At 64.4% G+C, this 14048-nt stretch carries 10 protein-coding genes; 9 read left to right on the forward strand and 1 reads right to left on the reverse strand.

All coding sequences use genetic code 11. From position 1 onward, the window contains the following. The 9 genes from EJ075_RS04000 to EJ075_RS04040 all read left to right on the forward strand — a co-directional run bounded on the left by EJ075_RS04000 (position 1) and on the right by EJ075_RS04040 (position 13009). Positions 1-702 (forward strand): isochorismatase family cysteine hydrolase, encoded by a 702-nt coding sequence (locus tag EJ075_RS04000; RefSeq protein WP_126103459.1) that lies wholly within the window; start codon positions 1-3, stop codon positions 700-702. Between the two features lie 9 nt (positions 703-711). After that, on the forward strand, positions 712-2238 hold the full coding sequence (locus tag EJ075_RS04005) for an ABC transporter ATP-binding protein (RefSeq protein ID WP_126103460.1): 1527 nt from the start codon (positions 712-714) through the stop codon (positions 2236-2238). Further along, complete coding sequence (locus EJ075_RS04010; protein ID WP_126103461.1) at positions 2238-2906, forward strand: isochorismatase family cysteine hydrolase; 669 nt, start codon at positions 2238-2240, stop codon at positions 2904-2906. Before EJ075_RS04005 ends, EJ075_RS04010 begins: the two co-directional genes overlap by 1 nt. Beyond that, on the forward strand, positions 2899-3249 hold the full coding sequence (locus EJ075_RS04015) for a cupin domain-containing protein (protein WP_126103462.1): 351 nt from the start codon (positions 2899-2901) through the stop codon (positions 3247-3249). Before EJ075_RS04010 ends, EJ075_RS04015 begins: the two co-directional genes overlap by 8 nt. After that, positions 3246-5075, forward strand: coding sequence for an allophanate hydrolase (atzF, locus tag EJ075_RS04020; protein ID WP_126103463.1), 1830 nt, complete (start codon positions 3246-3248; stop codon positions 5073-5075). The genes EJ075_RS04015 and atzF overlap by 4 nt, the downstream gene beginning before the upstream one ends. Before the next feature lie 187 nt (positions 5076-5262). Beyond that, positions 5263-7422, forward strand: a complete 2160-nt coding sequence (locus EJ075_RS04025) for a di-heme oxidoredictase family protein (protein ID WP_245458097.1) — start codon at positions 5263-5265, stop codon at positions 7420-7422. Continuing rightward, entirely contained in the window at positions 7419-8849 is a 1431-nt protein-coding gene (locus EJ075_RS04030) for a putative sulfate exporter family transporter (RefSeq protein ID WP_126103464.1), read from the forward strand. Before EJ075_RS04025 ends, EJ075_RS04030 begins: the two co-directional genes overlap by 4 nt. A gap of 45 nt (positions 8850-8894) precedes the next feature. Then, positions 8895-9608, forward strand: a complete 714-nt coding sequence (locus EJ075_RS04035; RefSeq protein ID WP_126103465.1) for a phosphoadenylyl-sulfate reductase — start codon at positions 8895-8897, stop codon at positions 9606-9608. Between the two features lie 170 nt (positions 9609-9778). Continuing rightward, positions 9779-13009 (forward strand): hypothetical protein, encoded by a 3231-nt coding sequence (locus EJ075_RS04040; RefSeq protein ID WP_126103466.1) that lies wholly within the window; start codon positions 9779-9781, stop codon positions 13007-13009. Between the two features lie 60 nt (positions 13010-13069). Here EJ075_RS04040 and EJ075_RS04045 read toward each other — a convergent pair whose 3' ends face one another. Then, the gene (locus EJ075_RS04045) at positions 13070-13708 is read right to left on the reverse strand and encodes a LysE family transporter (protein ID WP_126103467.1); all 639 of its coding nucleotides are present in this window, start codon (positions 13706-13708) and stop codon (positions 13070-13072) included. Between the last annotated feature and the right edge of the window lie 340 nt (positions 13709-14048).

A 14048-nucleotide genomic window follows, 5' to 3' on the forward strand; every position in this document is an offset into this window, starting at 1 on the left:
ATGAACGCCAGAGCCGAGGTCACGCAGCGCTACATCGACGCCGATCCCTATCCATGGCCCTACAATGGCGAGCTCCGGCCCGACAACACGGCGCTGATCATCATCGACATGCAGACCGACTTTTGTGGGCCGGGCGGCTATGTCGACCATATGGGCTACGACCTTTCGCTGGTGCGTGCGCCGATCGAGCCGATCAAGTCGGTGTTGTCGGCCATGCGGGCGAAGGGCTACACCATCATTCATACGCGCGAGGGCCACCGGCCCGATCTCGCCGACCTGCCGGCCAACAAGCGCTGGCGCTCACGCCGCATCAATGCCGGCATCGGCGATCCCGGACCTTGCGGACGCATCCTGGTGCGCGGCGAGCCGGGCTGGGACATCATCCCCGATCTCTATCCGGCCGAAGGCGAGCCGATCATCGACAAGCCAGGAAAGGGCTCGTTCTGCTCCACCGACCTGGAGCTGATCCTCAACCAGCGCGGCATCGAAAACATCGTGCTCACCGGCATCACCACTGATGTCTGCGTCCACACGACGATGCGCGAGGCCAATGACCGCGGCTTCGAATGCGTGATGCTGGAGGATTGCTGCGGGGCGACCGACCACGGCAACCATCTGGCTGCGATCAAGATGATCAAGATGCAGGGTGGCGTGTTTGGCGCGGTGTCGAACTCGGCGTCCTTCGTTGCCCAGTTACCATGAGGCTCGACCATGAGTGACCGCAAAAAAGCAGTCGGCGTCGAGACGATCGGCATGACAATGCGCTTCGGCGCCTTCACCGCGCTGGACGACGTGTCGATCAAGGTGCCGGCGGGATCGTTCCATGCGCTGCTTGGCGAAAACGGCGCCGGCAAGTCGACGCTGGTCAAATGCATGATGGGTTTTTATCACCCGACCGCCGGCGACATTCTGGTCGACGGCCGCGAGGTCGCGATCGCCAGCCCGAAGGATGCCTCGGCGCTCGGCCTTGGCATGGTCTACCAGCATTTTACCCTGGTCCCGTCGCTGACAGGTGCGGAAAACCTGGTCATCGCCCGCGAAAAGGTGCCGGGGATTATCGACTGGCGCAAGGAGCGCGCCGCACTTGCCCAATTCATGCAGCGGATGCCGTTCAAGCTGCCGCTCGACGTCAAGGTGGCCGAACTTGCCGCCGGCGAGAAACAGAAGCTCGAGATCATCAAACAGCTTTATCTCGGCCGCAGTTTTCTGGTGCTGGACGAGCCGACGTCGGTGCTGACCCCCGGCGAGGCGCAGGAAGTGCTCGGCCTCGTGCGCGGCATGACCAAGGCGGGCGACCTCACCGTATTGATGATCTCGCACAAATTCCATGAGGTGACGGCATTCGCCGACGACATCACGGTGTTGCGCAAGGGCAGACTGACAGGAACAGGGAAAGTCTCGGAACTCTCTCACAAGCGGATGGCGGCGATGATGATCGGCGACCAGCCGATTGCCGCGCTCGACAGCCGCGCTCCAGTGCCTGTCGGCGCCCGGCAAATCCTGACGGTGAAGGCACTGAAGGCGCCCGACCGAACCGGGCTGAAGACAATCCATATCGGCGCGCTTGATGTGAAATCCGGCGAGATCGTCGGCGTCGCCGGTATTTCCGGCAACGGCCAGAAGGAATTTCTCGAAGTCCTTGCCGGACAGCGTGCGCGTGATGTCGGCGACGTGCTGGTGAAGGGCTCGCCCTATGGCGCCAGCCGCGCCGAGGCCCGCACGCTCAACGTGCGCTTCATCCCGGAGGAACCGTTGCGCAATGCCTGCGCGCCAAGGATGACGGTGGCGGAAAACATGGCTTTCCGAACCTTCGACCTGAACGAGGCTGGCAAACCGATCAACTGGATCAAGATGAGTGCCATCAGGGACTATGCGGCCCGCCTAGTCGAGCAGTTCAAGGTCAAGACGGCCTCGCTCGCCTCGCCGATTTCGTCGCTCTCCGGCGGCAACGTCCAGCGCGCTGTGCTCGCCCGCGAACTGACCGGCGAGGTCGATCTGCTGATTGTTTCGAATCCGTGCTTCGGACTCGATTTCTCCGCCGTCGCCGAGATCCGCGCCCGCATCATGAAGGCACGCAACGCCGGTGCTGCGGTGCTGCTGATGTCGGAGGACCTCGACGAATTGCTGGAGCTCTCCGACCGCATCTTCGTCATGTCCGACGGCGCGCTGGTCTACGAGACGCCGATCGCGCAGGCGAGCGTGCAGACCATCGGCGAGCACATGGCAGGACATCATTGATGGCCGAGATCGACGCGCTGCCGTTTCCGTTTGCTTTCAAGCCTGAGGCGGTGGCGCTGGTCGTCATCGACATGCAGCGCGATTTCGCCGAGCCGGGCGGCTTCGGCGCCAGCCTCGGCAACGACGTCAGCCGGGTGGTGGCGATCGTTCCAACGGTGAAGAGACTGATCGAGGGATTTCGCGCCGCCGGCCTGCCGGTGATCCACACAATGGAGTGCCACAGATCAGACCTCTCGGACCTGCCGCCGGCCAAGCGCAACCGCGGCAATCCGTCGATCAGGATCGGCGATGTCGGCCCAATGGGCCGCGTGCTGATCGTCGGCGAGCCGGGAACGGCGATCCTCGACGAGCTTGCCCCGCTGCCTGGCGAAATCGTCATCGAAAAACCTGGCAAGGGCGCGTTCTACGCCACCAGCTTCGGCGAGGACCTGAAGCGGCTCGGCGTGCAGCAACTCGTCTTCGCCGGGGTAACGACGGAAGTCTGCGTGCAGACGACGATGCGCGAGGCCAACGACCGCGGCTATGAATGTCTGCTGGCCGAGGATGCGACGGAGAGCTATTTTTTGGAATTCAAAGCGGCCGCGCTGGCCATGATCAGGGCGCAGGGCGCGATCGTCGGCTGGACGGCGATGACGGACCAGGTGCTCAAGGGAATTGCCGATGCCTAACATTGCATATCCGGCTCTCACCGATGGGGCCTGGCGTGATCTGGCATTCGAGCATTTTCGCGAAGGCATCTCGGTGCATTGGCTGCTCAAGGGCGGACCGGCTGAACCGTCCGTCGCGATCCTGAACTATCGGCCCGGCGCCGGCGTGCCGCGCCATCGCCATGTCGGGCTGGAAACCATCGTCGTGCTGGAGGGCATGCAGAGCGACGGGAATGGCGACTATCCTGCCGGAAGCGTGGTGCTGAACCCGGCCGGGACCGAGCATTCGGTGTGGACGAATGACGGCTGCGTCGTGCTGATCCAGTGGAATCTGCCGGTGATCATTCTGGACGAGACGAAATGAGCGAAATCCGCTTCGATATCGGCAGCCTGCACGCGGCCTATGCCTCCGGCATGTCGGTTGCGACCGTCGTTGAAACCGTGTTTCAGCGCATAGCGGAAGCGGACGATCCCGGCATCTTCATCCATCTGGCAAGCAAGGCCGAGATGCTCGCCGAAGCCGAGGCACTCGGCGGATTCGATCCCGTGGCAAAGCCGCTCTGGGGCGTGCCGTTCGCGGTCAAGGACAACATCGATGTTGCCGGCATGCCGACTACGGCTGGCTGTGCCGAATATGCCTACTTGCCGACGAAAGACGCCACCGTCGTCGCGCGCCTGAGGGCTGCCGGCGCGCTGGTCGTCGGAAAAACCAATCTCGACCAGTTCGCCACCGGCCTCGTCGGCGTGCGCACGCCCTATCCGATACCGAGAAACGCGATCGATCCTAAACTGGTGCCGGGCGGCTCCTCGTGCGGCTCGGCCGTGGCGACGGCGCGCGGCATTGTTTCTTTCGCGCTCGGCACCGACACCGCCGGCTCCGGCCGTATCCCCGCCGGCCTCAACAACATCGTCGGGCTGAAGCCGACGGTCGGCGCGCTGTCGGCCGCCGGCGTCGTGCCGGCCTGCCGTACGCTCGACTGCGTCTCCGTCTTCGCGCTCACCGTCGATGACGCCTACAGCGTCTTCAGGGCCGCGGCGGCAAAGGATGACGCCGATCCTTATTCGCGCGTTATCGCGGCGCCGTCGCTCGGTCCGCGTCCACCGGTGGTGTCTGTCGGCGTTCCGGCAAAGACGGACCGGCAATTTTTTGGCGACGCCGCCATGCAGGCGGGATTCGAAACGGCGCTGCGGACGCTGGAACAGCTCGGCTGCCGATTGGTAGAAATCCCCTTCGGCGATTTCTACGCCACCGCCAACCTGCTTTACGAAGGCGCATGGGTGGCCGAGCGCTATGCGGCGATCGCGGATTTCATGGAAGCGAACGAAGCAGCCATGCATCCGGTGACGCGCACGATCATCGGCGGGGCGCGAAAACTTTCGGCAGCGGATGCTTTCAAGGGCTTTTATGCGCTGCAGGCCTACAAGGCCGGGCTGGCGCCTGTCATCGCCTCGGTCGACCTCTTCTGCGTGCCGACGGCGCCGACGCACTATTCGCTGGCGGCTGTTTTGGCCGATCCGATCGTCACCAACAGCCGGCTCGGCACCTACACCAACTTCGTCAATCTGCTCGACATGTGCGGCATCGCCGTGCCGACGGGCAAGCGCGACGACGGTCTGCCGATGAGCGTCACCTTGCTTGCCGCTGCCAGCAAGGACGCCCTGACGGCGGCGCTCGGCAGCGAGCTCCATGCAGCCGGCGGTCTCGGGCTTGGTGCGACCGGCTGGCCAATGCCTGTCTCATCCGCCAAAACGCCTGATTTCGATGACGGCATGATCGAGCTCGTGGTCGTCGGCGCACATTTGTCGGGGATGCCGCTCAACGGCCAACTCTGCGCGCTGGACGCGCGATTGAGCAGAGCCGCCAAGACGGTTGCTTCCTATCAGCTCTATGCGCTTGCCGGCCAATCCGTGCCGAAGCCGGGGCTCGTGCGTGTTGCCAATGGCAACGGGGCGGCGATCGATGTCGAGGTTTGGCTGCTTTCAGCAGATGCGTTCGGACGCTTCGTGGCCGCGATCCCACCGCCGCTCGGCATAGGCACGATCGAGCTCGATGACGGGACATCGGCCAAAGGCTTCCTGGTCGAAACCGCCGGATTGTCACGGGCTATCGACATTTCGGCCTATGGCGGTTGGCGCAGCTTCATCGCAAAAGCCGGCGGAAAGCGACTGGAAAGCGCTCCGACCCGTTGACCGACCGGCGTTCGCGCCGGCAACGTCAGCGCTCCCTCAAAGCATAGCAGCGATGCTCGGCTCGCAGTTGATAGGGGCGAGCCAGTCACGCCGAATGCCGTAAGCGATCCGTAAGCGCGCGTGGTCGAAACGTTGCACCGTGAGTGGCAGGCGTCACCGAGCGCTTGCGACCGCCGGAGACCTCGCGATGCGAACAGGCAGTGCAGTGGCCCCCACGGATTTCGCCGGGACTCATCAGACCCGGCGATGGTCCGCGCTGTCGGGGTTTTCTGCTCGCTGGAACATGGCGACGGCGGCGATACTTGTCGGCCTGCTGCCGACCTGGGCGTTCGCGGGAGATCGGACCCCCAACTGGCGCCTGAACGCGCGTGTCGTCGCGGTCGGGCTGCCCGACGTGGCCGGCGTGCGCGAGGTGGGCCGCTTTCATGTCGGCGGGCCGATTCCAGGAAATCCGGAATTCCTCATGGCGACGCGCGAAGGGCGGGTGCTCGATCCGCTCAGGGTTCTTGTCGCCGTAGGCAGCAATTTCGGCGCGCCGCCGGGCGATCCAGTATTTGAGGTCGGGACGATCCTGTCCATCGATCCGCGCGCGGGCAAGTCTGCTGGCACCATCATCGTTCCGCAAGATCTCACCGGCAAAGACGCGGATGCGAGGGTTCAGCTCTACACGGCGCAGAGCGAACGGTTTCTCAACCGGCGGTACAATGCCGGGGCTCGAACCGCGCGCCACGCAGCTGCGTCCGGACCGCGATACATTTCCATCAACAACGCGTTCGGAAGGCCCTGGATCGCAAACGCGCCTGGCGGGATCAATGGCGAGGGCAGCGTCACGGTCGTCGACCCCGACGGTGCGCCACTCGCCAACGCGCCAAGCCGCGAGGCCGGCGGCGTGTTCGCCGGCCGGCATACCGATCGCGAGAATACGCCGAAAGCGCAGCCCAGCGGATGGCTTGGCAAGCTCATGAATTATCAGGCAAGCGGCCAGCTGACATCAGGCGGAATGCAGACGGGCGCGCTCGGAACGGCGTTTCTCGGTCCATCGCCGGACGGCAGCGGCTTTGCCGTGTTCGCCGCCGTCACCGCGGATGGAAGCGTGGTTCAGATCCACGTCCAGGATGGCGTCGACGGCTTGGCCGGCCCCGGCACGGTAAGCACCGGCCTGGGCACGGTAAGCACCGGCCACGGCATCGGCGACGATCCCGGCGTCATCGGCGTCGCCTTCAAGTGGAACCCGGACCGCGCTCTCTACATCGCCGACCCCGGCCGTGACCGGCTGGTGCTGCTTGAACTGGAGGACGACCGGCGGCATTTCACGGTGGCCAGGACCCGCACGATCTCGCTGCCGGAATTCGACCGTCCGGTCGATGTCGCCGCGGCCATTCCCGAGATCGCCAATCCGCAATTCTCGAGCCACACGACGCTGGCTGGCGGGTCTGATCTGTTCGTCGCCAATCGCGGCGACGGCTCGCTGCTGCGCTTGAGCCAGGACGGCCGGCTTCTCGCCCGGGCGACGATCGAGATTCCAGGGCTCGGGCCCCTCGGCCCCGATCGCCTTCGCGCGATCGCGACCTCGGCGGACGCTCAGCATATCTGGATAACGATTGGCGGCGAGGTTCCGGGATTTCCGGGCCACGAAGGGGCGCTCGTCGAGGTTGGGGTCTTCGACGAGCACGGCGCGGCGGCAGCGATGCAGGGGACGCAGGGCGCTGCCGCCGACGCCAATCTTGCGGCGCGCGGAAAAAAGTCGTTCCAGACCGATTTCACGCCGCGCATGGGCCTCGGCCCATTGTTCAATGCAACGTCCTGCGTGGCCTGCCATCCCGGCCCTGGCGGCGCGAGCATCGATGAAAACCACTTTGCGGGCAGAATAGCCCATATGGATCCGGGCTCTGGGCGCACGGTTCCGATCGATCATCCCAACAGTCCGGTCGCCAGACGCCATGCGTTGCGCGATGGCGTGAGGATCGTGTCGGCGGCGATGCCAAGCCAGGCCAATGTGATCTCGCTGCGCATGCCGCTCGCACTCTACGGTATCGCTGGGATCGACGAGATACCCGACAGGGTCATCGAAGCGCAGGCGGTCAGCAAGGGCGACGGCATCAAAGGCCGCGCGCATCATGTCGTCGATGGTCAGGGCGCATCGCGGGTCGGCCGATACGGCTGGAAGGCTGACATAGCCACCCTCGAAGACATGGTGGCGAACGCTTTCGCAAACGAACTCGGCATCACCAGCGCGACTGTCAGCCGCGAGGCGGGCTCGCAGCCGATCGAAGACGATACCGCGCAGATCGAGGCGGTCGCCTTCTATCTGCGAACGCTCCGCCTGCCCGACGGGGCAAAGCCATGAGCCTCGCCCTGACGCTCTCCCATGCGCCCGAAAAAATGCGCCCGGTCTTGCCTGGCGTCATCGTTGCTGCGGCACTTGCCCTTGCGGCCGGCTGGATCGCCGGCGGACTGGGCGAGCCGCTGTCGCGCAACCCGGTCCTCGTCGCCATGCTCTTCGGGCTCATGATCGGCAGCAGCTTCGCCTGTCCAGACGCCTTGCGGCCGGGGCTCGACTTCACCAAGCGCTATTTGCTGCGGCTCGCCGTGGTGCTGGTCGGCTTCCGTATCACGACGCGGCTGTTCCTGGATCTGGGGTTCATGCCGCTCGCGGTGGCGGCCATCGAGCTGATCCTCGTGCTGACGCTGCTCTACGCCATCGCGCGCAAGCTGTTCAGGCTCGACGCCGAGATCGCGCTGCTTGTCGCGGTCGGCAGCGCCGTCTGCGGCGCCGCGGCGATCCTCTCCATGGCCGCGCTGGTGCGTGCGCGCGACCAGAGTGCCGGCATCGCCATCGCCCTGATCACGCTGAGCGGCACCGTGGCGTTGCTCGCCTATCCGGTCATGTTCCTGAGCGGATGGCTGCCGCATCTCGACGACCGCCTCTATGGCGTGTTCGTCGGGGCGAGCATTTTCGAGCTGGCGCAGGTCTACGGCGCCTCCTTCGCCATTTCCGATGGCGCGCTGAACACCGCCACGCTGGTCAAGCTCAGCAAGGTGCTGATGCTCGTCCCGCTTCTGCTCGCCGCCAGCCTGGTCTTTCGCAGCCGCAACAAGGCGCAAGAGGCAGCGCCGATCCCGTTCCCGTGGTTCATCGTCGCGTTCATCGGCGTGGTGATGCTCAATTCGGAGATCACCCTCAATCCGCAACTGCGCCGCGTCATCCTCGATGTCGACCAGTTCCTGTTCCTCATGGTGATGATCGCGCTCGGCATCACCACCCGGGTCAGCCGACTCGGAGAGGCCGGCGGCGCCTGGCGCCTGGTCGGCGTGGGCCTCGTCGGGTTGGTACTGTCGGCGGCGCTGGCCTATGGCGCATTGCTCCCATTCTCGTCGACCTTCCGGACCGCATCGCCTTCATCGAGCCACAGCGCGATGCTCGGCAGCCATGGCGGACGGCTTTTCGCCTCGGTCGGTTGCGCCAAATGCCATGTGCCGGCGCTGGAAGGTGTCAACGGCGAAGTCCGGCTTTATTCCGACCTTTTGCTGCACGACATGGGGCCGGCACTCGACGACAAGATCGTCCAGGGCGATGCCATCGGCGCCGAATGGCGGACCACGCCGCTCGTCGGCATCCGCCTGCGCCAACGCTACCTGCACGACGGCCGCGCGAACACGCTGCGCGATGCCGTCTTCGCCCATGGCGGCACGACGCAGATCGTGCGCGACCGTTTCTTCGACCTGGACGAGACCGACCGCCAGGCGATCCTCGATTTCGTGGCGAAGCTATGATGCGGCCTTGTCACGCCACCACCGTCTTTGACCGGCCGAACCGCGATGTATGAAGCTGTCGTCGCAGAGCTGAACCATCTCGACGGGCCCGACCTGCTGGCGCCGCTCGTCACCGATCTGTTTTGTGGAAACATAGCGCTCGTGTCCTCGTTCGGCGCAGAATCCGCAGTGCTGCTGCATATGGCAGCCTCGATCGACCGTTCGCTCCCCATCATCACGCTCGACACCGGAAAGCTGTTCGCAGAGACGATCGCCTATCGCGCGCAGCTGACGGCTCTGCTCGGTCTCACCGATCTGCGCGTCGTCAAGCCTCAGACCGACGTCTTGCGCGTGCTCGACGGCGCTGGAGCGCTGCACCGCCGCGATCCGGACCGGTGCTGCCACATCCGCAAGGTTCTGCCGCTCGAAAATGCGCTGACCGGTTTCAAAGCCTGGATTTCCGGTCGCAAGCGATATCATGGCGGGCTTCGCGCGGATGTTTCGACACTGGAGGAAACTGACGGGCGCCTGAAGATCGACCCGCTTGCCCGCTTCACCCGCCAGCAGATTGAGGACTATCTCGACCGTTACCATCTTCCCCAGCATCCGCTCCTGGAAAAGGGCTACCTCTCGATCGGCTGCGCGCCCTGCACGGTCAAGTGCGGCAGCGCGGACAATCCGCGCGCGGGCCGCTGGAGCGGCCTGTCGAAGATGGAGTGCGGGATCCATCGGTCGCCCGCCAGCGCTGCCTCACGCAATTCGGTCTCATCTGCGTCCTGATTTCGCGATCGCGCAGGCATCCAACCGACGGCTGGAATCAGCCATTCCCGCTTCATCTGCGAAGCCACTACGAATTGTTGCATGATTGCGCTACCCTAGGGTCAATCTGGGCGGCGGGACGGTCACGGCGGCACGACCGACGCTCGATGATTGGTCGAGCGCGAGCCCCCATGACCCCTCTAGACGCCATCGAAGCCGATGCGAGGCGCCCGCTCTCGGGCACAGGCCGGATCGCCAAGCTGGCGGCGCCGCGCAGCGCCAGGATATTGCGGCGGAACCGCGTTCTCGAAGCGATCGATCGGAAGTCGCGATCGACCATATGCTGGGTGGCGGCGCCGGCCGGCTACGGCAAGACGACCGCGGTCATCGACTATCTCGAAAGCGTCGAGGCGCCGCATGTGTGGTTCCGCGTCGACGAGGGCGATCAGGACATTGCGCGCTTTTTTCAGTATCTGACGCAGTCACTCGCCCCACCTGCGGTTGGCGACATGCCGGTGTTCGGCGTCGAATATGCCGAGCAGCCGAAGGAATTCGCCAGGCTCTTCTTCAGAGCCTATTTCGCGCGGCTGAAACCCGACACCATTCTGGTTCTCGACGATCTGCACGATGCCGACACGCCAGAGTTTCGTGGCGTGCTTTCGGTGATGTTCCGTGAGCTTCCGGACACGGTTCGGTGCATTTGCGCCTCGCGAACGCTGCCACGGGAAGAACTTAGCGACCTAGTCCTCAGAGGCCAGATGGCCGTCGTCGACAGGTCGGCGCTCGAATTCTCGACCGCGGAAGCGCGCGATCTCGTCCAACTGCGTTCGAAGAACGCCTCAGTCGATGTCGAAGCCGCGCGCGGCTGGGCGATCGGACTGGTTCTGCTCGCGGACCACGGCTCGACGGTCGGACCTGATGACACGAGCGGCGGGCAGAACGCGCTGTTGGATGTCCTTGGCCGTCATTTCTTCCTTTCCCTCCCCGCCACCGACCAGGATATGCTGCTGAAGCTCAACTTGCTGCCTGAGATCAGCGCCGAACTGGCCGACGAGATGATAGGATCTGGCGAGGCGGGAAAACTGCTCGACAGGCTCTACAAGCGGCAATTGCTGGTCACGCGTACGGAAAGCAGCCGCGACGTCTTCTACCTGCATGATCTGTTGCGGGATTTCCTCGACCGAAGTTTCGCTGAGCGCGTGCCACGAGAAGAGCAGAGATTGCTGAAACGAAAAGCGGCGACGATCCTCGTCGAGGCAGGCCGTCTGGATGAAGCCATCCCGCTTGCCTTGCAGGCGGAGGACTGGGGGCTTGCCAGCAAACTCATACTGAGCCGCGCGGAGGATGTGCTGGCGCAAGGCGGCCGGGCGACTTTCATCGACTGGTGCGGCCGATTGCCGGAAGCGCTGATGAGCGGCTGGCATTTTTATTGGCTGGGCGTTGCCCACGTGCCGGACGACGTCGCCGCGGAGCGCTGGCTGGCGAAGGCATGGCAGGCTTTTGGCGAGGCGGACGATCAGCGCGGCCTGTGTCTCACCGTGTCGCGCGCCGTCTTGGTCAAGACCGCCAGCTGGCGCACCTACGAAGGCCTTTCCATGTGGACCCGCCGGGCATTCGAGCTGATCGAGCGCGGCCTTCCGGAACTGCCTCGCGAGGAAGCGATGCTGGTGCGCATTGGCATGATGCGGGCGCTAAACTTCGGCGACGACTACTACCGCGGCAGCCCGGCCGGACAAGCACTGGAAGCCGAACTGCTGGAGCGACTGACGAAGAACTCCGGCCAGGATCCGAGCGGATTTCGGTTGCTTGCGAGCGAAACGCTGATCGATCTTTCGGCGTCGACCATGCGGGCCGATCTGTTCGCGAAGGCCGTCGACAGCGTTATCGACGATTTAGGCGAGAAGGACGTGCTGCCCTGGATCCTTGGCATGTGGCTGGTCGCCTTCGGTGCGGAGAGTGGTCGTTACTTCCCCTACAAAAGAAGAAATTTTCCTTATCCTTCGTCCGAAGCGGCGTTGCGGGAGGCGATCGCCATTGGCGAGCGCGAGTCGCTCAAGAGCGTGGAGTTCGGCGGGCTCTACCATCTCCAGATGCAGATGAAGGTCCGCAACGATTTTGCGGAGTTCCACCAGGTGGTCGAGCGCCTGGCCGAGATCGCCGACAGCCGCTTCACCACGCAAGTGGCCGTCGTCGCTGACTGCCACGCCGCGCTGCATGCCAGGCAAGGCGATTTCGCGGCCGCCTACCGGGATTGCGAGCGCTTCATGGAGGCCATCGAGGCCGCCAACGAGCCGATGGTTGAGCGCTGGCCGCACTACATCACGAAGTTCCAGGTGCTGCTGGCCGACAGGAAGCCTCGCGAAGCCGCCGCGCTGCTCGGCGACCTGCTGCCGCGGCTGGACGGCGGCGCCCGCAAGCGAACCGAGATATGCATTCTGGCGGCGGAGGCGCTGGAGACCCTGTGGGGCGGAGATTCGCACTATGGCGACCGGCTGAAGATCTTCCTGAAGGCGCTCCGCGACATCAGCTGGCCAATGGTGCTCCTCAACGTTCCGGACTTGCTCGCCGAACTGCTTGGCGATGCGCTTGAGCGCGGCATCGAGCCCAAGCTTTGCCGGTCGCTGATTGGGGAACGCCGGTTGGACGTGCCGCAGCGGCGGCCCGCGGCCTGGCCGTGGCCGCTCAAGGTCCATGTTCTCGGAGGCTTCCGGCTCGAACTCGACGGAAACCCTCTTCCTCTCGGCGCCAAGCCGCCGACGAAGGCCCTCGACATCCTGCGGGTGCTGGCGATCTCGAAAGACAACACCTGCTCGCTGGAGACCCTTCAGGACTGGCTGTGGCCCGACCTCGACGGCGACCAGGCGCGGGCGGCCTGCGAGCAGGCGCTGCATCGGCTGCGCAAGCTGCTCGGGCGGACCGATCTCATCGTCCAGCGCGAAGGCAAGCTTCGCCTCGCGTCGGACAAGGTCTGGGTCGACCTCGCCGACTGGGATGCACGGCTCAAATCCCTCACGACAACCAATGGCGAGACGGCCGGACTGCGCCCGGAAGCGGAAGCGCTCTTCCTCGCATTTCCCGGTCCGCTGTTTCTGCACGAGCGAGCCAGTTTCTGGTCGTTCGCTGCCGCTGAAAAAGTCCGTCGCGACCTGATCGATTTCGGATTGCGGATCGGCCTGCGGCTCGAGGCGACCGGCAACGCCCATGAAGCGCGCTCGATTTATCTGAGGACGTTGGACCTTTATCCCGACGCCGGGCCCGTCTGCAAGGCGCTGATCAAGGAGCGGCTGTCGCGCCGTGATTTCGAAGCCGCGGTCGACGACTATGGACGTTACGAACGAGCGCTGGATGCTGCCGGCGAAGCGGCGCCCGCCGCGGAAATACGCGCCTTGGTCGAACCCTATCTCGTGCGGCACAGGCGCTGAAGACGATGTGCGGCGCTGCCTAGCAAAACAGCGGGCCATCGTTGGTATGGCGGTCACCGCTCAAGCCCCGTTCAGGATGTTTACAGCCAGGAGAAGGGCTGCCAGGATCAGAACGAGACCTGCGACCGCGTCCATCCGCTTGCGGTAGATCGGGCTGTCGAAGTGGCGGGACAGGCTCACCCCGGCCAGGCTCCAGCCATAGAACTTGATTGCGGAGGCGGCGAGGAACCCGGCGGCGAACCCCGCCTGTTCCCCGCTGCCATAGCTGAATGAGAGCACGCCGACGAGAAACATCGCCTCGAACCAGGCCAGTGGATTGAGCCAGGTGACGGCAAGCATCGAACCTATCGCACGCAATCGGGATTTGCGGCCTGACGCAACAGTCTCCATGCGGGATGTCCCGTTGACCGCGAGCAAGGTGCGCGCGCCCAACCAGGCGAGAAATCCGGCGCATGCGGCCTGCAGCATGCCGGAGATCGCGGGATTGTCGGTTAGCAGCGTTCCAAATCCGCCGATTCCCATGGTCACCAGGGCGATCTCCGAGACGTAGCCTATGGAAGCGACCGCGAAAGGATGGCTGCGCGTCAATCCTGCCTGGATAAGCATTAGGTTCTGGGGCCCGAGGGAAAAGATCAGCCCGAGGCCGAACACGAAGCCGGATAGCGTTGCCGGCGACAACAGGGCGTCATGCGACGTCACCCGGTTTTTTCGATCGCGCGCTTTTGTGCATCTGCGGCCTCCTACGCGACGCAGTGTGGAAGGCAGGCGCATATGGATCGCTTACGGCAAAGCCGGCAGTCCCGTTCCCAGATTCACGGTTCGGGGATCACAGCTGACTTGCCGAAATCGCACGAAAAAATGGCCGGGCTCGAATGCGGCCCGGCCAAAAGAAGGTTACAACCTTCAGAGGGGAACACCGTTCAGCGGAATGGGAGGAAACCGTCGAACGGTCTTACCTGTTTGAGCTTGTTTGGGCGCGTTGGCGACGAATAAAATTCCAAAGCCGCCGGGGATGACGAAAATTTCTGTTCTATTTGCT

It is taken from the genome of Mesorhizobium sp. M6A.T.Cr.TU.016.01.1.1 (assembly GCF_003952585.1).
Classification (GTDB): Bacteria; Pseudomonadota; Alphaproteobacteria; order Rhizobiales; family Rhizobiaceae; genus Mesorhizobium; species Mesorhizobium mediterraneum.

Bases quoted from the DNA above. Each gene is read 5' to 3' on its own strand.
- EJ075_RS04000 (WP_126103459.1), top strand. From the start codon at position 1: ATGAACGCCAGAGCCGAGGTCACGCAGCGCTACATCGACGCCGATCCC.
- EJ075_RS04005 (WP_126103460.1), top strand. From the start codon at position 712: ATGAGTGACCGCAAAAAAGCAGTCGGCGTCGAGACGATCGGCATGACA.
- EJ075_RS04010 (WP_126103461.1), top strand. From the start codon at position 2,238: ATGGCCGAGATCGACGCGCTGCCGTTTCCGTTTGCTTTCAAGCCTGAG.
- EJ075_RS04015 (WP_126103462.1), top strand. From the start codon at position 2,899: ATGCCTAACATTGCATATCCGGCTCTCACCGATGGGGCCTGGCGTGAT.
- atzF (WP_126103463.1), top strand. From the start codon at position 3,246: ATGAGCGAAATCCGCTTCGATATCGGCAGCCTGCACGCGGCCTATGCC.
- EJ075_RS04025 (WP_245458097.1), top strand. From the start codon at position 5,263: ATGCGAACAGGCAGTGCAGTGGCCCCCACGGATTTCGCCGGGACTCAT.
- EJ075_RS04030 (WP_126103464.1), top strand. From the start codon at position 7,419: ATGAGCCTCGCCCTGACGCTCTCCCATGCGCCCGAAAAAATGCGCCCG.
- EJ075_RS04035 (WP_126103465.1), top strand. From the start codon at position 8,895: ATGTATGAAGCTGTCGTCGCAGAGCTGAACCATCTCGACGGGCCCGAC.
- EJ075_RS04040 (WP_126103466.1), top strand. From the start codon at position 9,779: ATGACCCCTCTAGACGCCATCGAAGCCGATGCGAGGCGCCCGCTCTCG.